Annotated in this window: 17 protein-coding genes and 1 pseudogene; 7 read left to right on the top strand and 11 right to left on the bottom strand. The window is 70.4% G+C overall.

Features of this window, described 5'->3' with window-relative positions; genetic code table 11:
* Nucleotides 1-4 precede the first annotated feature (4 nt).
* Together ABT137_RS31785 and ABT137_RS31780 are read right to left on the bottom strand one after the other, a co-directional pair.
* Nucleotides 5-865, bottom strand: a complete 861-nt coding sequence (locus tag ABT137_RS31785; protein WP_351714560.1) for a carbohydrate ABC transporter permease — start codon at nucleotides 863-865, stop codon at nucleotides 5-7.
* On the bottom strand, nucleotides 862-2,229 hold the full coding sequence (locus ABT137_RS31780; RefSeq protein ID WP_351714559.1) for an extracellular solute-binding protein: 1,368 nt from the start codon (nucleotides 2,227-2,229) through the stop codon (nucleotides 862-864). Before ABT137_RS31780 ends, ABT137_RS31785 begins: the two co-directional genes overlap by 4 nt.
* A 148-nt stretch (nucleotides 2,230-2,377) precedes the next feature.
* On the opposite strand from ABT137_RS31780, the gene ABT137_RS31775 reads away from it, so the two are divergent.
* Nucleotides 2,378-2,830, top strand: coding sequence for a PPOX class F420-dependent oxidoreductase (locus ABT137_RS31775; RefSeq protein ID WP_351714558.1), 453 nt, complete (start codon nucleotides 2,378-2,380; stop codon nucleotides 2,828-2,830).
* Nucleotides 2,831-3,124: 294 nt separating this feature from the next.
* On the opposite strand, the gene ABT137_RS31770 is transcribed toward ABT137_RS31775, so the two are convergent.
* From ABT137_RS31770 to ABT137_RS31755, 4 genes and pseudogenes are all read right to left on the bottom strand, one after another.
* Complete coding sequence (locus ABT137_RS31770) at nucleotides 3,125-5,050, bottom strand: ATP-binding protein (protein ID WP_351714669.1); 1,926 nt, start codon at nucleotides 5,048-5,050, stop codon at nucleotides 3,125-3,127.
* Nucleotides 5,051-5,228: 178 nt separating this feature from the next.
* Nucleotides 5,229-6,086, bottom strand: a pseudogene (locus ABT137_RS31765) (5'-methylthioadenosine/S-adenosylhomocysteine nucleosidase); the annotation flags it as partial.
* A gap of 56 nt (nucleotides 6,087-6,142) precedes the next feature.
* Complete coding sequence (locus tag ABT137_RS31760) at nucleotides 6,143-6,592, bottom strand: DNA-binding protein (RefSeq protein WP_351714557.1); 450 nt, start codon at nucleotides 6,590-6,592, stop codon at nucleotides 6,143-6,145.
* Complete coding sequence (locus ABT137_RS31755; protein WP_351714556.1) at nucleotides 6,586-6,828, bottom strand: hypothetical protein; 243 nt, start codon at nucleotides 6,826-6,828, stop codon at nucleotides 6,586-6,588. Before ABT137_RS31755 ends, ABT137_RS31760 begins: the two co-directional genes overlap by 7 nt.
* A gap of 113 nt (nucleotides 6,829-6,941) precedes the next feature.
* Here ABT137_RS31755 and ABT137_RS31750 point away from each other — a divergent pair, with 113 nt between their 5' ends.
* Complete coding sequence (locus tag ABT137_RS31750; protein WP_351714555.1) at nucleotides 6,942-7,502, top strand: hypothetical protein; 561 nt, start codon at nucleotides 6,942-6,944, stop codon at nucleotides 7,500-7,502.
* Between the two features lie 347 nt (nucleotides 7,503-7,849).
* On the opposite strand, the gene ABT137_RS31745 is transcribed toward ABT137_RS31750, so the two are convergent.
* Nucleotides 7,850-8,530, bottom strand: coding sequence for a response regulator (locus ABT137_RS31745; RefSeq protein WP_351714554.1), 681 nt, complete (start codon nucleotides 8,528-8,530; stop codon nucleotides 7,850-7,852).
* Nucleotides 8,527-10,152: a sensor histidine kinase gene (locus ABT137_RS31740; RefSeq protein ID WP_351714553.1), complete on the bottom strand. Its 1,626-nt coding sequence runs from the start codon at nucleotides 10,150-10,152 to the stop codon at nucleotides 8,527-8,529. The genes ABT137_RS31745 and ABT137_RS31740 overlap by 4 nt, the downstream gene beginning before the upstream one ends.
* A gap of 151 nt (nucleotides 10,153-10,303) precedes the next feature.
* Here ABT137_RS31740 and ABT137_RS31735 point away from each other — a divergent pair, with 151 nt between their 5' ends.
* The 5 genes from ABT137_RS31735 to ABT137_RS31715 all read left to right on the top strand — a co-directional run bounded on the left by ABT137_RS31735 (nucleotide 10,304) and on the right by ABT137_RS31715 (nucleotide 16,013).
* Nucleotides 10,304-11,686 (top strand): cation:dicarboxylate symporter family transporter, encoded by a 1,383-nt coding sequence (locus ABT137_RS31735; RefSeq protein WP_351714552.1) that lies wholly within the window; start codon nucleotides 10,304-10,306, stop codon nucleotides 11,684-11,686.
* A gap of 331 nt (nucleotides 11,687-12,017) precedes the next feature.
* Nucleotides 12,018-12,791: a DUF2127 domain-containing protein gene (locus ABT137_RS31730; protein WP_351714551.1), complete on the top strand. Its 774-nt coding sequence runs from the start codon at nucleotides 12,018-12,020 to the stop codon at nucleotides 12,789-12,791.
* Nucleotides 12,792-12,820: 29 nt separating this feature from the next.
* Nucleotides 12,821-13,249: a MerR family transcriptional regulator gene (locus ABT137_RS31725; RefSeq protein WP_351714550.1), complete on the top strand. Its 429-nt coding sequence runs from the start codon at nucleotides 12,821-12,823 to the stop codon at nucleotides 13,247-13,249.
* Between the two features lie 14 nt (nucleotides 13,250-13,263).
* Nucleotides 13,264-13,593: a thioredoxin family protein gene (locus ABT137_RS31720; protein ID WP_351714668.1), complete on the top strand. Its 330-nt coding sequence runs from the start codon at nucleotides 13,264-13,266 to the stop codon at nucleotides 13,591-13,593.
* 149 nt (nucleotides 13,594-13,742) lie between these two features.
* On the top strand, nucleotides 13,743-16,013 hold the full coding sequence (locus ABT137_RS31715; protein WP_351714549.1) for a HelD family protein: 2,271 nt from the start codon (nucleotides 13,743-13,745) through the stop codon (nucleotides 16,011-16,013).
* Here the strand turns inward: ABT137_RS31715 and glgB are convergent.
* The 3 genes from glgB to ABT137_RS31700 form a co-directional block, all read right to left on the bottom strand.
* Nucleotides 15,988-18,168 (bottom strand): 1,4-alpha-glucan branching enzyme, encoded by a 2,181-nt coding sequence (gene glgB, locus ABT137_RS31710; protein ID WP_351714548.1) that lies wholly within the window; start codon nucleotides 18,166-18,168, stop codon nucleotides 15,988-15,990. The genes ABT137_RS31715 and glgB overlap by 26 nt on opposite strands.
* An 18-nt stretch (nucleotides 18,169-18,186) precedes the next feature.
* Nucleotides 18,187-19,566, bottom strand: coding sequence for a maltokinase N-terminal cap-like domain-containing protein (locus ABT137_RS31705; protein WP_351714547.1), 1,380 nt, complete (start codon nucleotides 19,564-19,566; stop codon nucleotides 18,187-18,189).
* Nucleotides 19,567-19,675: 109 nt separating this feature from the next.
* On the bottom strand, nucleotides 19,676-19,999 hold a 324-nt coding region (locus ABT137_RS31700), incomplete at its 5' end, for an alpha-glucosidase C-terminal domain-containing protein (RefSeq protein WP_351714546.1).

The raw sequence follows: 19,999 nt of genomic DNA, 5'->3' as shown, positions 1-19,999 counted from the left end.
CGGTTCACACCTCCGTGCGCAGCAGTCGCATGTAGACGACGGAGAAGAGCGAACCGACCAGGAGAAGGAGCAGGGCGACCGCGGTCCCGTACCCGATCATGCTGTTCTGGAAGGCCTGTTCGTACATGAAGAGGGGCAGCGTCTGGCTCTTGTCGCCGGGACCGCCTCGGGTCATCACCCAGATCAGCCCGAAGACGGAGAGCGTCTGGAGGGTGTTGAGCATCAGGTTCGTCCCGATGGACCGCCGGATCATCGGCAGCGTGATGTGCCACATCCGCCGCCAGCCGCCGGCGCCGTCCACCTCCGCCGACTCCTCGATCTCGTTCGGTATCTCGTCGAGGGCGGCGGAGTAGACCAGCATCGAGAAGGCCGTCCCCCGCCACACGTTGGCGAACGACACCGCCAGGATCGGTAGCGTGAACAGCCAGTTCTGGGACGGCAGATGAAGGAGGTCGAGGATGGCGTTGAGGGTGCCTTCCTTGCGGAAGAAGGCGTAGAGAAGAAACCCGGCGACGACCTCCGGCAGCACCCACGCCGTGACCACGATCCCCCCGGTGAGCGTCCGCACCGGCTTCGACGCCCGCCGCATCAGCGCGGCGAGCGCCAGCCCCAGCGTGTTCTGCCCGACGAGCGAGGACAGCACGGTGAAGACGAGGGTCAGCCAGACGGCGTTCAGGAAGGCGTCGTCCCGGAACGCCCTGCGGAAGTTGGCGAAACCGACGAAGGAGGAGTGCGCCTGCCCGGTGAGCTGGAGGTCGGTGAAGGCGATCCAGGCGCAGTAGACGATCGGCCCGCCCAGGAAGAGGAGGATCAGGACCAGGGCGGGGGTGAGCGGGAGAGTGCGGGCGATGCGACGGGTGATCACTGGGTGACCACTTGGCCGCCGGTGACGTCCTTGAGGTTCGAGTCGTACTGGCTTGCCGCCTTGTCGACCGACGCGTCCCCGGTGGTCACGCTCTCCATGGCCTCCTGGATGGCGGTGGAGACCTTCGGGTAGGCCGTGTAGGCGGGCCGGTAGTGCGTACTGGCGACGAGATCGGTGAAGAACTTGATGCCGGGCTGGGCGGACGTGTACGACGGGTCACTCGCGACGTCCTTGCGGACCGCGATCCCCGAGTTGGCGATGTACCACTTCTGGGCGTTCGCCTTGGTCTGCATGGTCTTGATGAAGTCGAAGGCGAGGTCGGGGTTGCCGGCCTTGGCGGGGACGGCCCAGGTCCAGCCGCCGGACATGCTCACCTTGCCGGGTGCCTGGCCGTGCTGGGTCGGCATGTAGGCGAGACCGAGTTGCTTGGACCAGTCGGGCCACTCGTGACCGCTGCCCTGGAGCCAGTTCTGGGGCAGCCAGGACCCGTCGAGATTGATGCCCAGCTTGCCCTGGGGCATGAGTTCACCCCAGACCGTGTTCCGGTAGTTGGGGTCGAGTGCGTCGGAGACGTCCGGCCCCAGCTTGTCCTTGTAGACGGTCTCGACGAAGGACAACGCGTCCTTGAACCCCTGGCTCCCGGCGATCCACTTCTTGCTCGTCTTGTCGTAGAGCGGGTCGCCGGTCCCGTCGTTGGTGCCGTACAGCAGCATCTCGAAGCCCTGCATGCTGGCCGTCTCACCGGCGGCCTTGCCGGTGTAGACGTTCAGGGGCGTGACGCCGGGGACCTTCTTCTTGATCGTCCGGGCCGCGGCGAGCACGTCGTCCCAGTTCTTGGGCTGCCAGTCGGTGGGCAGCCCGGCCTTCACGAACACCCGCTTGTCGAACCAGAGACCGCGGGTGTCGGTGCCGTCCGGCACGCCGTACGTCTTCCCGTCCTCGCCTCTGGCCGCCGACTTCGCGGTGTCGATGAACTGACCCCAGTCCTGCCACTTGGCGAGGTAGGAGTCGAGGGGCTTCAGGTACCCGCTGGTGATGTCCGAGTTGATGAGGAACGTGTCCTCGTAGACGAGGTCGGGAGCGGTGCGTGGGGATCTCAGCATCTGCTGGAGCTTGGTGTAGTAGTCCGCGTCCGAGGCCTTGATGGGAACGAGTTCGACCTTCTTCCCCGGGTACTCCTTCTCGAACTGCTTCTTGATGTCCGCGAGGTAGGTGTCCGTCACCTTGACGGAGTTGTCCATCGACTGCTTGAAGGAGACCTTCACGGTGTCGGGACTGCTTCCCGATCCGCTGCTGCACGCGGTGAGCGAGGCGGCGGCGGTGACGAGGGCGAGGGCAACGATGCTGACGGCGGTGGGGCGCACGGGCACGACCTCCTCGGCGGCCACTGCACTGTGGCCTGGGGGTTCGTCTCTCTTGCCGTGTGAAGGTAAGTGGAGTGGTCTAGTCAGGTCAATGAGTCTGCGGGGGTTTGCTGGTTTGCCGGGACAGGGACGAGGCGAGGATGCCCCTATGTATTCCGTGGACCGCACAGGCACGTTGGACGAGCACGTTCGTGAGCGGCTGCTGGCGCCGAACTTCTGGCATCTCGCGACCGTCGGGCCGGACGGTGCGCCGCAGGTGTCGCCCATGTGGGTGGACCTGGAAGGCGACCACGTCATGGTCAACACGGCGATCGGCCGCGTGAAGGAGGAGAACCTGCGGCGCAACCCCGCCGTCTCGCTCTCGCACCACGACCCGGACAACCCCTACGACCGGGTGGAGATCCGGGGGCGGGTGGTGCGGTTCGTGGAGGGGGAGGCGGCGGAGCGGTCCATGGACCGGCTGACCCGGAAGTACATCGGGGAGGACCGGTACCCGTGGCTGCTGCCCGGGGAGCGGCGGGTGATGCTGCTGATCGAGCCGGTGAAGGTACGGCGCGTGGTCGGGGTGGAGCCGTTCCGGCCGGGGGTGTTGGAGAGCTAGGGGGCTGGAGGAGGTGGTCGGCTCTGCCGGCCTTGATGTCGCGGATGAGCGTGCGGAGGGCTTCGCGGGTGTCGGTGAGGTAGGTGTCCTCCTGGCCGGCGACGGCTATGCAGGCGTTGCCTTGGGGGTCGGTGCCGAGGGCCACGGCTGTGGCCGCGTCGAGCTGGGCCCGGTACGTGCCGAGCTGTGCCTCCGTGTCGAGGAGTGGGGGTTCGGGGAGGGGCGGGAACCCGGGGGTGGGACGCGGATGTGGGTGGTGTTGGCGGGGTGGGGGGCTCGGGGGTGGTGAGGGGGCTAGGCGAGTTCGGCGGCTCGGGTGCGGGCTTGGGCGGCTTCTGTGGGGGCATTGGCGCGGGTGTAGGCGTCGGCGGCCTGAGAGTAGGCGTCGCGGGCGTCGGCGAGGTTCTGGCACGTCGTGTGCGCGAAGGCGAGATTCGTGAGGGTCAGTCCCACTCGATACCAGTCGTTGAACTCCCTGTGGATGGCCTGGGACTCGTCGAATACGGCAATCGCTTCATCTGATCGGTCCGCCTTCAGCAGGGTCAGGCCAAGATGGCGCCATGCCCTCGCCCACCCGTGTCGGTCCCCTGCCGCCGTGAACGCGGCACCGGCGCGGAAGTGTGCGTCGACGGCTTCCTGTACGCGGCCCAGCTCCTGCAGAGCCAGGCCCAGATTGCTCCACGCCATGCCCTGTAGCCGGCCGTCTCCGACGTCCTTGAACATGCTGCACGCGCGAGTGTGCGCTTCCACCGCGTCCTCGGAGCGGCCCGCTGCCAACAACGCGCAACCGAGGTTGCCCCACGCCATGGCTTCTCCGAGGCGGTCCGCCATCCCGTCGATCAGGCCGAGCACACGGGTGTGGGCCTGGACAGCCTCCTCTGCGCGGCCCAGCTCGCGCAACGCGATGCCCAATCGGTCCAGGATGTCTGCTTCGCTTCTTACGTCGCCGTCCTGGACAGCCGCCTCTTCCGCCACTTTGAAGAGTGTGACGTCGTCCTCGAAGGCCCGCCGCCACTCCAGATACTCACCGAGACTCAGCGCCAGGTCCACGGCCGCCCGTCTGAACCGCTCGTCGCGTGCCCACCCCACGGCCGCCACCAACCCCGCGCGCTCCGCGTCCAGCCATGCCAGTGCGGCTTCCCGGTCCGCGAACTCGGCCGGCACCTCCCAGCCGGGCAACCACCGCAACCAGTCGTCCGCGGCTGTTGCGCGCCGCAGGTAGTAGGCCAGTGTCCGTTCCCGCGCGGCTGCTCCCTCATCCACCAGTTCGGCGCTTCCCGCCATCAGGGCCGCCCCGAACTCGCGCACCAGGTCGTGCAACCGCCACCGCATCGCAGAGCCGGCCTCACCCGCTCTCCGTATGGGAGTGACGAGATGTGCGGCGGCAAGTTCTTCCAGCAACGTCAGTGCGTCGTCCGATGCGAGATCGGCCAACACGGCGGCCGTTTCCGTGGCCACCTCCGGCCCCGGTGCCATGGCCAGCAGGCGCAGCAGGCGAGCCTGGTCCCGCGAAAGGCGACGGTAGGACGTCTCCAGCACCGGGCGCAGGGCCAACGCGCGGCCGTACAGATCGGTACCAAGGCGTGAGCGATCGAGGACGCCACTTGTGTTGCCGGTGCGCTTGATCTCGGCGACCAGCGACGCGATGTCCCGTTGGCGTCTCCTGCGCAGCATGGCGGCGGCGATCTGGAGAGCCAGGGGCAAGTGGCCGCACAAAGTGCTCAGTTCGAGTACGGCTTCCGGCTCGCGGGCTGGGCGGTTGTCGTCCGGGGCGGTGGAGTGCAAGGCACTGGCGATGAGGGCGGCGGAATCCTCCGGAGACAGAGTGCCGAGAGGAATCACCCGGACGGGGAGGGAGTCGGGGCGGTCGCGCGAGGTGATCAGGACGCGATGGTGGTGCGCTCCCGGAATCAGCGGGAGGTACTGGGACGGGTGCGAGGCGTTGTCCAGGATCAGCAGCGTCCGTTCGCCGTTCGCCGCTCTCAGATCCAACAACGCTCGGAAGAGGTCGTGCTGACGGTCAGCCGTCTTCGGCAGTTCCACACCCCGCACACCCAGTGCGTCGAGCAGCGCCGTGACCGCCTGGTCGGCCGGGACCGGCGGGAGTGTCTCGTCGTAACCTCGCAGATCGACGAAGAGAGTGCCGCCGGGGAACCAGCCCTGCGCCCCCGCCCGGTGGGCGGCCTCGATCGCCAGCGCCGTCTTGCCGATGCCGCCCATGCCGGTCACGGCCGAGATGAGTACGGGGCCGGAGCCCTCGGCGCTCGGGGACAGGATCGGCAGCAGGCGGTCCTCCAACTCCGGTACCCGGCCCGTGAAGTCGTGGGCGCGGGGCGGCAGGGTGGTGCTGGCCCGGGGAACCGGGCCGCTGGCTCCGCTGCCAACGCCCGCTGCCGCGCTTGCCGGTGACGGGCCCGTGAAAGGTGCTGCCCCGGAAGTCGATGTGGTCGCCGCGGTACGTGGCGGAGCCTTCATCCGCGAGCCGATGGGGATCCTCCTCGGAGTCGGAGGATCCCTCGCGGGGCCGATGCTTGTGCAGCACCGCCACCGCCACCGACGCGGCCCGTGCGGCGGCGAGTGGCTGCGAGCCCGAGGCGTCGGCCGTGTGCTTGTCGGTGTTGGCGAGGTCGCTGATGCCGCGGATCACCAGGGCGTCCAACTGGCCGTTCAGGTGGGCCGCGTGCGCGGCGCCGGAGCCCTCCATCTCGATCGCACAGGCGTCGTTGTAGTGGTGGCGGATGTGGGCGGCAAAGGCAGATCTGTCGTCGGCCAGGACGACATCGCCGACGGCGATCGGCTTGCGATGCCCTCGTACGTCCGGCATGTCCCGCAGGGCCGAGCGCGCCGCCTGCACCAGTCGGTGCGAGCCGTGCCACACCTCGGGGCGTGCCTGGAAGCCGTCCGGTGTCTGCTTGCCGCCATGGACGGCGTACACCTTCGTGCCGACCACCACATCACCGATCTCGATGTCGTCCTTGAGTCCGCCGGCGACGCCGACGAAGAGCACGACCTCGGGATCGAGCCAGTCAACAATCTGTGTGGTGAGCGCGGCGGTGGTCAGGGCGCCGACGCCCAGTTCGGCGAGCGCCACGGTCCAGACGGTGTCCGCGAACCGGCCGAGTTCGGCCCGGGTGCCGTTCTTGGGGTGAACGATCTCCTCGGCGCCGACGAGATGGGCACGCACCGCGTCGTACTCCTCCGGCAGAGCGGTGAGGATGACGGCTGCGGCGGTGGGACGCGGTCGCTTCGTGAGCATTTGTTTACGGTAGCGCCAAGTCGCCTGCGGGACCGGGATGTTGCCCCTGCTGCGGATCAGACGGTGATCAGGCCGATCGCAGGTTGCTGCGGCAGCTCATGGGCGGCGGTGCACAGCTTGGGTATGTGAGAGCCGTCCGACGTCACCAGCCGCACCGGTGGTATGCAGAGCGCGGCGGTGGCGACCACGACTGCGTCGACGAGGCATTCGTGACCGTCCAGACCGGTCGCCTCCAAGAGGACCGCCGCGGTGCGCAGGACGGCCTCGTCGACCGGCTTGACGTCGAAGCGGGACAGCAGGAGAGCCAGGCGTCGGCCGGCCTGCCCTGAGCGCCGGACTTCGAGCGGGGTGAGGGCGGACAGCGCGACCCGGCGGCCGTTCAGCTCTGCCGCCTTGATCCGGGCGCGCATCTGCTCATCGCCGTCAACCTGGAGGGCGAGCCCCTGAGCATCCAGGACGAGCGTCCCTCCCTCTTTGCCCAGTGCTTTGAGGCGCTTGCTTACCACTCGTCCTCCGCACGCCGCTGGGCGTCGGCGCCGACCGGGCCGAACTCCTGCTCGTCGGCCTCGATCACCTCACGCAGTTTGGCCATGGCCAGCCACTGTTCCAGGGCCTCGGACACGACGGCCGAGAAGCCCGTTCTGCCGGTCCTGGCCTCGATTTCCTTTATCAACGACTGGGGGAGGGACACGGACCGTTTACCGGCCCGCTCCGGCGTGGGGGAAACGGCATGAGTGCTCACCCGTAAAACGTAACACCAGTGGTAGGAAAAAACGAGTGAGAGGGAGAATGGGCAGGTCGAACGGGGTATCGTCGTCCGGCGTGAGTCGGCCCGTCGGGGTGGGGGAGAGCCGTATGCCGGAGCAAGGTGTCACCGTCGGGCAGCTGCTGCTCGCCGAGTATCAGACGATCAAGGACGAGCAGAAGGCGCGGATCGGGTTCCGGGACAATCTGCTGTACGTGACGCTCGGGGTCGTGGCCGCCGTCATCGCGGCTGCGGCGCAGGCGAAGCAGGCGTCGATGCTGCTGGCGTTGCCGCCGGTGTGTGTGGTGCTCGGGTGGACGTACCTGGTCAACGACGAGAAGATCTCGGCGATCGGGCTCTACGTGCGGGACGAGTTGGGGCCGAGGCTGGCGCAACTGGCCGCCGCGGACGGGGATTTCAGTACCTTCGGCTGGGAGGCGTACCACCGGACCGACGTCCGGCGGCGGACCCGCAAGACGATCCAGGCCGTGATCGACCTGACGGCGTTCTGTGCGGTGCCGTTGGCGGCGCTGGTGGTGTTCTGGGCGGGCGGGGACCGTGGCGGGTTGCTGGTCGGCCTGTCCGTGCTGGAGGCGCTCGCGGTGGTGGGGCTCGGGGTGCAGGTGCTGCAGTACATGAGGCCGGCGAGGCCGGCGCGGAGCCAGGTCTGACGCCGTACCGTTGATGCCCACGCTGAGGGGACATCGGGGGACGGAACGGCGCATGAGAGCGGCTTTATCGGCTTTGCAGGCGGCTCTGGCCGAGGGCGCGGGTGGGGACGCCGGGCGGGCGTTGGCCGAGGCGGCGGACGGTTCGGGGCGGCCGGAGGCGTTGAGGGGCCAACAGGAGTTCGAGGACTGGTTCGGGGCCGGCCAGGCCCTCCAGAACCTGGCCATCGCCCACGAGGCCGTTCAGCGCCCGGCCGACGCCCGCACCCACTACCTCCAGGCCGCCGACGCCTGCACCCGCGCCAACGCCCCCACCGAAGCCACCCAAGCCCGCGCCCAAGCTGACAGGCTCACCGCCGCCCCCACCGATAAACCAACTCCGGCCTCCCCACCTGCCCGTACAAAGGACTCCGCCCCGCCCGCCCCGCCTCCACCAAATGCTCCAGATACCGCCGGGCCGTGATCCGCGAGATCCCCACGCTCTCCGCCAGCGCCGCCGCGGTCAGCCCCTCCTCCGAGTCCCGCAACGCCAGAGTCACCCGCTCCAGCGTCGGCGCACTCAACCCCTTCGGAAGCGCCGCAGGCGAGGGCGCCCGCAGCGCCGCCAGCGCCCGGTCCACCTCGTCCTGGCCGCTCGCCTCGCCCACCGCCGCCCGGAACTCCGCGTACCGGGTCAGCCGGTCGCGCAGCGTCGCGAAGGTGAACGGCTTCAGGACGTACTGGACGACACCCAGCGAGACGCCCTCCCTGACCACCGCCAGGTCCCGCGCCGACGTCACCGCTATGACGTCCGCCTGATGCCCCGCCGCCCGCAACGACCGCGCGAACTGCAGGCCGTGCACGTCCGGCAGGTGCAGGTCCAGCAGGAGCAGGTCCACCGGTGTGCGGTCGAGGATCCGGCGCGCCTCCGCCCCGGTGTGCGCCTTGCCCACCGCCACGAACCCCGGCACCCGGCCCACGTACAGGACATGCGCGTCCGCGGCCACCGGGTCGTCCTCGACCACCAGGACTCTGATCGGCTCCCCGCTCATCCGGCCCCGCCTCCCGTCACCGACGCCCGCAACGGCAGCCGTACCTCGAACACCGCTCCGCCCTCCGACGCCTCCGTCACCGTCAGGGTGCCGTCCAGCCGTACGACCGCCTGCCGTACCAGGGCCAGGCCCAGCCCCCGGCCGCCCGGTCCCGCCGGCTTCGTCGAGAAGCCGCGCTGGAAGACCAGCTCGGCGTGGGCGGGGTCCACCCCCGCGCCCGTGTCCGTCACCCGCATCACCAACTCGGCGTCCTCCGCGTACGCGGTCACCGTCACGCGGGCCCGTACCGTCCCCTGGGCCGCGTCCACCGCGTTGTCGATCAGGTTGCCGAGGATGGTGACCAGATCGCGCGCCGACAGGCTCTCCGGTAGCAAACCGTCATCCAGCCGGCTCTCGTCCGAGACCACCAGCTCCACGCCCCGCTCGTTCGCCTGCGCGGTCTTGCCCAGCAGCAGGGCGGCGAGGACCGGTTCACTGACCGCCGCCACCACCTGGTCGGTCAGCGCCTGCGCCAGCTCCAGCTCCGCCGTCGCGAAGTCGACGGCCTCCGACGCCCTTCCCAGCTCGATCAGCGACACCACCGTGTGCAGGCGGTTCGCCGCCTCGTGCGCCTGTGAGCGCAGCGCCTGCGTGAAGCCTCGTTCCGAGTCCAACTCGCCCATCAACGACTGGAGTTCGGTGACGTCCCGGAGGGTGACCACCGTGCCGCGCCGCTCACCCCCCGACACCGGCGACGTGTTCACCACCAGCACCCGGTCCGCCGTCAGATGCACCTCGTCCACCCGGGGCTCGGAAGCCAGCAACGCGCCGGTCAGCGGGGCCGGCAGGCCCAGCTCGGCCACCGACCGCCCGATCACGTCCTCCTCGGCGCCCACCCCCAGCAGCTCCCGCCCCCCGTCGTTGATCAACGCCACCCGGTACTGGCCGTCCAGCATCAGCAACCCCTCGCGCACCGCGTGCAGCGCCGCCTGGTGGTAGTCGTGCATGTGGCTCAGTTCCGCGGCGTTCATGCCGTGGGTGTGGCGGCGCAGGCGCGCGTTGATGACGTACGTGCCCAGCGCGCCCAGCAGCAGCGCGCTCGCCGCCACCCCGAGCAGCGCCGTCACCTGCTCCTGGACCCGCTGGCTGATCGCCTCCACCTTGATGCCGGCGCTCACCAGGCCGATCACCCGGCCCTTCTCCTCCACCGGGGTCACCGTGCGCACCGAGGCGCCGAGCGTGCCCTTGTAGGTCTCGCTGTAGGTGTGGCCCTGCTGGGCCGCCTCGATGTGGCCGAGGTAGTGCTTGCCGATCTGGGTCTGGTCGGGGTGGGTCCAGCGGATGCCGCCCGGGGTCATGATCGTGATGAAGTCGACCTCGGTGTCCCGCATCACCTGGAGGGCGTACGGCTGGAGCTCGGCCGAGGGGTTCGCGGTGTGGATCGCCGCCCGGACGGAGGGGGCGTCGGCGACCGACCGGGCCACCGCCGTCGCCTGACGGGTCGCCGCCTCCTCCGCCTGGTGGCGGTCGCTGACGTACGTGAACAGCGCGTAACCGGCGACCACGACCGCTATCAGCACGGCCTGCATGCCGAAGAGCTGGCCGGCCAGGCTGCGGGGGCGGGGGACGGACGGAAAACGCATGTCAGCAGTGTGCCTCCCGGGCCGGGCGTGAACTCAATGAACGGAAGGGTGACCGCCCTCACAGACCGGGAGATAGTCACGGCATCCCCCACATCGCCCGGACGTGAGCCGCACGCCGGTGGTACCGACGAAGACGTCAAGGAGGGCAGCCGTGGCCGCAGCCAGCACCCCCGATACGGCACCTGCCGCACCCGCTGTGAAGCGGGACCGCACCCATTACCTGTACATCGCCGTGATCGCCGCGGTGGCGCTCGGCATCGTCGTGGGGCTCGTCTGGCCCGACGCCGGCGTCGAGTTGAAGCCGCTCGGGACCGGCTTCGTCAGCCTGATCAAGATGATGATCTCGCCGATCATCTTCTGCACGATCGTGCTCGGGATCGGGTCCGTGCGGAAGGCCGCCAAGGTCGGTGCCGTGGGTGGCATCGCACTCGGCTACTTCCTGGTGATGTCGCTGGTCGCGCTCACCATCGGTCTGGTGGTCGGCAACATCCTGCACCCCGGTGACGGGCTGCACATCACCAACGCCCTCAAGGCCACCGGGCACGCCCAGGTGGACTCCGAGGCGCTCGGCGGCGTCGACTTCGTGCTGTCGATCATCCCGACCACGTTCGTCTCCGCCTTCACCGAGGGCCAGGTGCTGCAGACGCTGCTGATCGCGCTGCTCGCCGGGTTCGCGTTGCAGGCCATGGGGTCGGCCGGGCAGCCGGTGCTGCGTGGTGTCGAGCACATCCAGCGGCTCGTCTTCCGCATCCTGGGCATGATCATGTGGGCCGCGCCGATCGGTGCGTTCGGTGCCATCGCGGCCGTCGTCGGGTCCGCCGGGCTCGACGCGCTCAAGAGCCTCGCCGTGCTGATGCTCGGCTTCTATGTCACCTGTGCGCTCTTCGTCTTCGTGGTGCTGGGCACGGTGCTGCGGGTCGTCTCCGGGCTCAACATCTTCCTGCTGTTCAAGTACCTCGCCCGCGAGTTCCTGCTGATCCTCTCCACCTCCTCCTCCGAGTCCGCGCTGCCGCGGCTCATCGCGAAGATGGAGCACCTGGGCATCAGCAAGCCGGTCGTCGGCATCACCGTTCCGACCGGGTACTCCTTCAACCTCGACGGCACCATGATCTACATGACCATGGCGTCGCTGTACATCGCGGACGCCCTCGGTACGCCGATGTCGGTCGGCGAGCAGATCCCGCTGCTGCTCTTCCTGCTGCTGGCCTCGAAGGGCGCGGCGGGCGTCAGCGGCGCCGGCCTCGCCACGCTGGCCGGCGGCCTCCAGTCGCACAAGCCCGCGCTGGTGGACGGCGTCGGTCTGATCGTCGGCATCGACCGGTTCATGAGCGAGGCCCGCGCGCTGACCAACTTCGCCGGGAACGCGGTCGCCACGGTGCTGATCGGCACGTGGACGAAGGAGATCGACAAGGGGCGGGTGCAGCAGGTGCTCGCGGGTGAGCTGCCGTTCGACGAGAAGACGCTGCTGGACGAGGGGGAGCCGGTGGTTGCGCCTGACCTTCCTGAGCAGCGGGAGGAGCTGGCGAAGGCGTAGTGCGCCATCGTCGTCGGCCGCGGGTCGGTGGGGGCTGGTCGCGCAGTTCCTCCCCCAGCCTTCGGCCGGGGGGTACCCCCAGCGCCCCTGGAGGGGCGCGATGCCCCGGGCCCGCTGAAAGCCGCCGGACGTCCGGCTCGGCCTGAACCCGGGCCGGCCGTCCGGCGCCACCGCTCTCCGGGCGGCTGGGAACTCCCCCCGTTGCCCAGCCGCCCGGTTCACCGTTTCCGGACAGGTGCGCCGACCCCTCGGCCACGCCTGTCAGACGTATCCACTAACGTGCCGTTCCTGTCCAAGGGGAACGGCACGTCGGTATATGGAGGCACGGGGGATGGCGATCGACTGGGACCGTCGGCACTGCGCACGCAAGGGGCACGTGACCTATGCCCCGGACGAGCCGCGGCTGCGGGTGCGGCTGCACGCGCAGACCGCGGTCGGGGAGGCCTGGCGGTGTCTGCGGTGCGGGGACTTCGCGCTCGGCGAGCCGCACGGCGAGGGGCCGGCCGCGGACGCTCCGCTGGTGCCGCGCGGGAAGGTGCTGCGGGACCTGTTCATCCTGCGGTTCCTGGCGATCGAGCGGGCGGTGCGCGGAGTCTTCATCGTGCTGGTCGCCGTCGCGGTGTGGAAGTTCAGCAACAGTCAGGACGCGGTGCGCCGGCTCTTCAACGAGTACCTGGACACCTTCCGGCCGGTCTTCAAGCACTTCCACTACGACCTCGACCACTCACCGGTCGTCGGGTCCATCCAGAAGGCCTTCGGCTACAAGCACTCCACGCTGCGGCTGGTGGCCGCACTGCTGCTGGCGTATGCGCTGATCGAACTCGTCGAGGCGGTCGGCCTCTGGTACGCCAAGCGGTGGGCGGAGTACCTGACGGTGGTCGCCACCGCCGCGTTCCTGCCGCTGGAGATCTACGAACTCACCGAGAAGGTCAGCTATCTGAAGATCGCGACCCTCGTGCTGAACATCCTCGCGGTGCTCTACATCGCCCTCGCCAAGCGGCTGTTCGGGCTGCGCGGTGGGCGTAAGGCCTTCGACGAGGAGCGGCACAGCGCCTCGCTCCTTGAGGTCGAGGAGTCCGCGGGGGTCGCGCCGAGCTTGTCCTGACGTCGGCGTCAAGTCTTACCGTCGTAGGCATGCGAATCGGCGAACTGGCCGCACGGGCCGGGACCACCACGCGCGCGCTTCGGTACTACGAGGCGCGTGGGCTGCTGCCCGCGCGGCGGGCCGGGAACGGGCATCGGACGTACGACGAGAGCGACCTGAAGCTGCTCAGGCAGATCCGGACGCTGCAGGACTTCGGGTTCGAGCTGGAGGAGACCCGGCCGTTCGTGGAGTGTCTGCGGGCCGGGCATCCGGAGGGCGACACCTGCCCGGCGTCGCTCGCGGTCTACCGGCGCAAGCTGACGGAGCTGGACTCGCTGATCGGCGAGTTGCAGGCCGTGCGGGCGAAGGTCGGGGCCGAGCTGGAGCGGGCAGAGCGGGCTCGGGACGTGCTGGCCGTCGAGGCGCTGGTTCCGGGGGGTCCGGAGCCGACCTGCGAACTGGGAGGTACCGGGCAATGATCAAGGCGGCGGGTGTGGCCGAGGTGACGGACGCGGACTTCGCGGCGGAGGTGATCGGGGCGGAGCTGCCGGTGCTGGTGGAGTTCACCGCCGACTGGTGTCCGCCGTGCCGGCAGATGGGCCCGGTGCTCACGGCCCTCGCGGCCGAGGAGGGCGAGCGGCTGAAGGTGGTGCAGCTGGACGTGGACACCAATCCGGAGACGACGAACGCGTACAAGGTGCTGTCGATGCCGACGTTCATGGTGTTCCGGGGCGGCGAGCCGGTGCGGTCGATGGTGGGCGCCCGGCCCAAGCGGCGGCTGCTTGAGGAGCTGGCCGACGCGCTGCCCGACGTGCTGCGCTGAACCGACCGGTAATACGAAGAATCCCCCGGACAATTGCGTCCGGGGGATTTCTTTGCGTATATTCAAGAGTTCGTGATTTCAGGTCGAGATGAAGTCGACGAAGTCACGGCGAAGTTCAGTGGGCACAGTATATCCGGGCGGGAGTGGAATTGTCAAACACCGAATTTCCGGACGATGAATTGCGCCATGAGCAGGAATTCATCGACGGACTGTACGCGCGGGTGGACGCCCTGCGCGGCGACACCGAGGACTCGGTCGCGGACGCCCTCGCCCTCGGCGACAAGCCGATGCAGGCCCGCCTGGAGCGGGACATCCTGGTCGCCGAGCGGTCCGGGCTGCTCGCCGCGCTGAACGCCGTCGACGGGTCCCTGTGTTTCGGCCGCATCGACCTGACCTCCGGTACGAAGCACCACATCGGGCGGATCGGGCTGCGTCTGGACGACGCCGAGCGCACCCCGGTCCTCGTCGACTGGCGTGCCGAGGTCGCCCGCCCCTTCTACCTGGCCACCGGCCACACCCCGATGGGCCTGCGCCGCCGCCGGCACATCGCCACCGACGGCCGCCGGGTCGCCGCCCTGCACGACGAGATCCTCGACCTCGGCGACCGGGAGCGCACCGGCCACGAGGACCCGTCCGGCGACGCGGTGCTGCTCGCCGCGCTCAACTCGGCCCGCACCGGCCGGATGACCGACATCGTGCAGACCATCCAGGCCGAGCAGGACGAGATCATCCGGGCGCCCTACCGCGGGGTCCTGGTCGTCGAGGGCGGGCCGGGCACCGGAAAGACGGCGGTCGCGCTGCACCGCGCCGCCTTCCTCCTCTACGAGTACCGGGAGCTGCTCGCCAAGCGGGCGGTCCTGATCGTCGGCCCGAACCCCGCCTTCCTCGGCTACATCGGCGAGGTGCTGCCCTCGCTGGGCGAGACGGGTGTGCTGCTGGCGACGGTCGGCGAGCTGTTCCCGGGCGTGAAGGCGACGGCGTCCGACACCCCCGAGGCGGCCGCGGTGAAGGGCCGTGCCGACATGGCCGACGTGCTGGCAGCGGTCGTACGCGACCGGCAGGCGCTGCCCGACCCGGTCGTCACCGTCGAGCACGACCGCGAGGTGCTGATGCTCGACGACGGCCTGGTGAACATGGCCCGCGAGCGCACCCGTGCCGCCCGGCTGCCGCACAACGTGGCCCGCGAGCACTTCGAGGGCCACATCCTCAACACCCTCACCGACCTCTACGCCGAACGCGTGGGCACCGACCCCTTCGACGGCAGCAGCCTGCTCGACCCCGCCGACATCACCCAGATCCGCGACGAACTCGCCGAGAACCCCGAGGTCTGGTCCGCCATCGACCAGCTGTGGCCGCGGCTGACCCCGCAGCGCCTGGTCGCCGACTTCCTGGCCGGCCCCGAGGGGTACCTGAACGACGAGGACGCGGCCGCGATCCGCCGCCCGGTGACCCGGACCTGGACGGTCTCGGACGTGCCCCTCCTCGACGAGGCGGCGGAGCTGCTCGGCGTGGACGAGCGGGTCGCGCGGGCCCGCGCCGAGCGTGAGCGCGAGACCCAGATCGCGTACGCCCAGGGCGTCCTCGACGTCTCCTACGCCTCCCGGACCTACGAGTTCGACGACAAGGAGGACAGCGACCCCGAGGCCTCCGAGGTGCTGTCCGCGCACGACATCATCGACGCCGAGCGGTTCGCCGAGCGCCAGGAGGAGGAGGACTTCCGCAGCGCGGCCGAGCGGGCGGCGGCCGACCGCACCTGGGCGTTCGGCCACATCATCGTGGACGAGGCGCAGGAGCTGTCGCCGATGGCGTGGCGGCTCCTTATGCGCCGCAGCCCGACCCGCTCCATGACCCTGGTCGGCGACCCGGCCCAGACCGCGGAGGCGGCCGGCGTCGGCTCCTGGGCGGACATCCTCCAGCCCTATGTGCAGGACCGCTGGGAGCACACCCGCCTCGGCGTCAACTACCGCACCCCGTCCGAGATCATGGACCTCGCGGCGGCCGTGGTCCGCGCCGAGCACCCCGACTTCGAGCCCCCGAGCTCGGTCCGCTCGACGGGCGAACAGCCGTGGATCCGGCAGGCGTACGACGACCTCCCGGGCGCCGTCGAGAAGGCCGTCGCCGAACTCGCCCCCGCCGAGGGCCGGCTGGCCGTGATCGCCCCCCGCGACCTGCACCGCGCCCTCGCCGCCCGCCTGGACGGCGTCACGGCCGGCACCGAACCCGACCTGACCCGGAGCGTCGTCCTGCTCGACCCGCGCCAGGCCAAGGGGCTCGAATTCGACTCCGTCCTCGTGGTGGAACCGGACCGCTACGGCACCAGCGACCTGTACGTGGCCCTGACCCGGGCCACCCAGCGGCTCGGCGTGCTGTACACCGGCGGCCTGCCGGACGGGCTCAGGCAGGCCGCAGCCACACCGTAGCCAGCGGCGGCAGGGTCAGCCGGATGCTCGCGGGGCGGCCATGGCTGCCCTGCGGCTCCGGTTTGACCGGGTCGGGGTTGGTGACGTCGCTGCCGCCGTAGCGGGCCAGGTCGGTGTTGAGGGCCTCGTGCCAGGCGGGGATCTCGTCCGGGACGCCCAGGCGGTAGTCGCGGACGACGGGGGAGAGGTTGGAGACGCAGAGCAGCGGCGTGCCCTCGGCGTCCAGGCGGAGGAACGCGAAGACGTTGTCCTCCGCCGCGTCGCCCACGATCCACTGGAAACCGGCGGGTGCCGTGTCCCGCTGCCACAGGGCCGGGGTCGCGCGGTACACCGAGTTGAGGTCGCGGACCAGGTCCCGGACGCCGCGGTGGTCGGCCGCCGCGCCGTACTCCGGGTCGAGCAGCCACCAGTCCGGGCCGTGCGCCTCCGACCACTCGGCGCCCTGCGCGAACTCCTGCCCCATGAAGAGGAGCTGCTTGCCGGGGTGGGCCCACATGAAGGCCAGGTAGGCGCGGTCGTTGGCGCGTTGCTGCCACCAGTCGCCGGGCATCTTCGAGACGAGCGAGCGCTTGCCGTGGACGACCTCGTCGTGGGAGATGGGCAGGACGTAGTTCTCGCTGTACGCGTACACCATCGAGAAGGTCATCTCGTGGTGGTGGTACTTGCGGTGCACGGGCTCGTGGGACATGTACTCCAGCGAGTCGTGCATCCAGCCCATGTTCCACTTCAGGCCGAAGCCGAGACCGCCACTGTCGGTGGGGCGGGTCACGCCCTCCCACGCCGTCGACTCCTCGGCGATCGTCACCACGCCCGGGGCATGGCGGTAGACCGTCGCGTTCATCTCCTGGAGGAACGCCACCGCGTCCAGGTTCTCCCGGCCGCCGTGCTCGTTCGGCGTCCACTGGCCCGGCTCGCGCGAGTAGTCGAGGTACAGCATCGAGGCGACCGCGTCGACGCGCAGGCCGTCGATGTGGAACTCCTCGCACCAGTACAGGGCGTTCGCCACCAGGAAGTTGCGCACCTCGCGGCGGCCGAAGTCGAACTCCAGGGTGCCCCAGTCGGGATGCGCGGCCCGGAGCGGGTCCGCGTGCTCGTACAGCGGGCGGCCGTCGAACTCCGCCAGCGCCCAGTCGTCCCGCGGGAAGTGCGCCGGCACCCAGTCCATCAGCACCCCGATGCCCGCCCGGTGCAGCGCGTCGACCAGGTACTTGAAGTCGTCGGGGGTGCCGAGCCGGGCCGTAGGCGCGTAGAAGCCGGTGACCTGGTAGCCCCACGAGCCGCCGAAGGGGTGCTCGGCGACCGGCATCAGCTCCACGTGCGTGAAGCCCAGGTCGCCGACGTAGGCGGGCAGTTCCTCGGCCAGTTCGCGGTAGGTCAGGCCGGGGCGCCAGGACGGCAGGTGCACCTCGTAGACCGAGAAGGGCGCCTCGTGGACGGGGGTGTCGCCGCGATGTGCCATCCACTCCGCGTCGTCCCACTCGTGCCGGGACACCGTCACGATCGACGACGTGTGCGGCGGCACCTCGGTACGCCGGGCCATCGGGTCCGCCCGCAGCGTCCGGGAGCCGTCCGGGCGGGTGATCTCGAACTTGTACAGCTCGCCCTCGCCGGTACCCGGCAGGAACAGCTCCCAGATCCCCGAGGAGCCGAGCGAGCGCATCGGAGCCCCCGTGCCGTCCCAGAAGTTGAAGCCGCCGGCCACCCGCACGCCCCGCGCGTTCGGCGCCCACACCGCGAACCGGGTGCCCGGCACACCCTGGTGGACGGTCGGATGCGCGCCGAGCGCCTCCCACAGCCGCTCGTGCCGGCCCTCGCCGATCAGGTGCAGGTCCAGGTCGCCGAGGGTGGGCAGGAAGCGGTACGCGTCCTCGGTCTCCCGGACCGTCCCCTCGTACTCCACCAGCAGCCGGTAGACCGGCACCTCGGAGAGGGGGAGCAGGGCGGAGAAGAAGCCGTCGCCGTCGTCGTGCAGTTCGGCCCGCAGATCCCTGCCCGCGACGGCCGTCACCGCGCGGGCGTACGGGCGGAACGCGCGGACGGCGATCCCGCCCGGGACCGGATGCGCGCCCAGCACCGAGTGCGGGTCGTGGTGGGTGCCGTGCAGCAGCCGCTCGCGGTCGTCTGCTGCCAGGGGCACGGGGTTCTTGGAGGTCACGGACGCGTCTCCCGGAGATCAGGTCGGGTCGGGGGTGGCCAGACGGTGTACGGCCGACAGCGGGACGGGAAGCCAGTCGGGGCGGTGCCGGGCCTCGTAGACGACCTCGTAGACGGCCTTGTCGGTCTCGTAGGCCCGCAGCAGGACGGGATCGGTGCGCGGGTCGACGCCGGTGATCTCGGCGTAGCCGGAACAGTAGGCCGCCCGGCACCCGCGCGCCCAGTCGGGGGCCGCCGGGCTCACCGAGTGGGCCGCGTAGTCGAAGGAGCGCAGCATCCCGGCGATGTCCCGCACCGGCGGCTGCGGCATCCGGCGCTCGGCCAGCGGCCGGGCCGGCTCCCCCTCGAAGTCGATCAGCGACCACTCCCCGGACGGCGCCCGCAGGCACTGCCCCAGGTGCAGATCGCCGTGGATCCGCTGGGCGGTCCAGGTCCGGCCCTCGGCGGCCAGGTCGGCCAGCGCGGTGTAGGCGGACCGCAGCCCGTCCTCGTACGGCCGCAGCGCGGGCACCGCCTGCACGGCCGCCGCCAGCCGCTCGGTCATGCCCGCGACCTGCGACTCCAGTTGGCTGTGCCCGAGGGTGGCGGTCGGCAGCGCCCGGGCCAGCGCCGTGTGCACCTCGGCGGTGGCCCGCCCCAGCGCCCGCGCCTCGGCCGTGAAGTCCTCGCCCTTGGCCAGCTCGCGCAACGCCAGCTCCCAGCCGTCGGTGGCGCCGCGCACGAAGGACTGGAGGACGGCGAGGACGTACGGCTCGGCGGGCTCGCCGGCCAGCTCCGCCCGCAGCCAGGCCGTCGGGGCGGGCACCCGGGCGCAGCCCTCGCGGGCCAGGGCCAGCGGTATCTCCAGGTCGGGGTTGACGCCGGGCACGACCCGGCGCAACAGCTTCAGGATGAACGTATCTCCGTAGACGACCGAGGAGTTGGACTGCTCGGCGGTCAGCAGCCGGGCCACCAGCCCGTCGCGTATCTCCTGACCGGGGTCGCGCTCGAAGCGCAGCTCGCCGATGCGGGCCCGGGTGCGCAGGGCTTCCAGGAGCACCTCGGCGGGCCGGGGGTCGTACAGGGCGTCGTAGACCGTGTGCCCGGCCAGCGGGCCGTCGGTCAGGTGCCCGATCAGCGCGGGCGCCAGCCGGGGCGGCAGCGCCTCGCGCACGCCTATGAGGAGCTGGTAGCAGTCACCGGCCTCGGCGGGGGCGGGCGGCTGGTGGGCGCGGACCAGCAGATGGTGCAGGCCGAGCCGGCCGTCCGACGGCAGGAGTTCGGTCTCGGCCACCGGGGAGAAGCCGGTGACCGGGGATCCCTTGCCGGCGAACCAGCGCTGCCGGGGCAGCCACTCGCGCAGCAGGGGGTCGAGCGAGGCGAGGAGAGCGGGAGTGGAGGGGCTGACCGTTTCCGCCATGGCGGTACGTCCTTTCCCCGGTCGTCGGGGGCGTTAGTGATGCGTGCCCCGGGCGGGCCGGCGGAAACCAACCGCCGCCGCCCGGGGTGGACTGTGCCGGATCCGCCGGCTAGACCGTGTCCGCGCGCAAGCGGAACCAGTAGAAGCCGTGCCCGGCCAGGGTCAGCAGGTACGGCAGCTCGCCGACCGCCGGGAACCGCACCCCGCCGAACAGCTCCACCGGATGCCGGCCGTTGAACTGCCTGAGGTCCAGCTCCGTCGGCTGTGCGAACCGCGAGAAGTTGTGGACACAGAGCACGAGATCGTCCTCGTACTCGCGCAGGAACGCGATCACCGCCGGGTTCGACGACTGCAGTTCGGTGTAGGACCCCAGTCCGAAGGCAGGATTCTGCTTGCGGATCTCGATCATGCGCCGGGTCCAGTGCAGCAGGGA

It is taken from the genome of Streptomyces sp. NPDC001980 (genome assembly GCF_040296885.1).
Classification (GTDB): domain Bacteria; phylum Actinomycetota; class Actinomycetes; order Streptomycetales; family Streptomycetaceae; genus Streptomyces.
The sequence above is the reverse complement of the archived record's forward strand: the minus strand, read 5'-3'. Positions and strand labels throughout refer to the sequence as shown.

Excerpts from the sequence above, each read along its gene's own strand:
- ABT137_RS31770 (WP_351714669.1), bottom strand. The coding sequence starts at position 5,050 with ATGGGCGGCATCGGCAAGACGGCGCTGGCGATCGAGGCCGCCCACCGG.
- ABT137_RS31775 (WP_351714558.1), top strand. The coding sequence starts at position 2,378 with ATGTATTCCGTGGACCGCACAGGCACGTTGGACGAGCACGTTCGTGAG.
- ABT137_RS31745 (WP_351714554.1), bottom strand. The coding sequence starts at position 8,530 with ATGAGCGGGGAGCCGATCAGAGTCCTGGTGGTCGAGGACGACCCGGTG.
- ABT137_RS31730 (WP_351714551.1), top strand. The coding sequence starts at position 12,018 with ATGGCGATCGACTGGGACCGTCGGCACTGCGCACGCAAGGGGCACGTG.
- ABT137_RS31725 (WP_351714550.1), top strand. The coding sequence starts at position 12,821 with ATGCGAATCGGCGAACTGGCCGCACGGGCCGGGACCACCACGCGCGCG.
- ABT137_RS31705 (WP_351714547.1), bottom strand. The coding sequence starts at position 19,566 with ATGGCGGAAACGGTCAGCCCCTCCACTCCCGCTCTCCTCGCCTCGCTC.
- ABT137_RS31750 (WP_351714555.1), top strand. The coding sequence starts at position 6,942 with ATGCCGGAGCAAGGTGTCACCGTCGGGCAGCTGCTGCTCGCCGAGTAT.
- ABT137_RS31740 (WP_351714553.1), bottom strand. The coding sequence starts at position 10,152 with ATGCGTTTTCCGTCCGTCCCCCGCCCCCGCAGCCTGGCCGGCCAGCTC.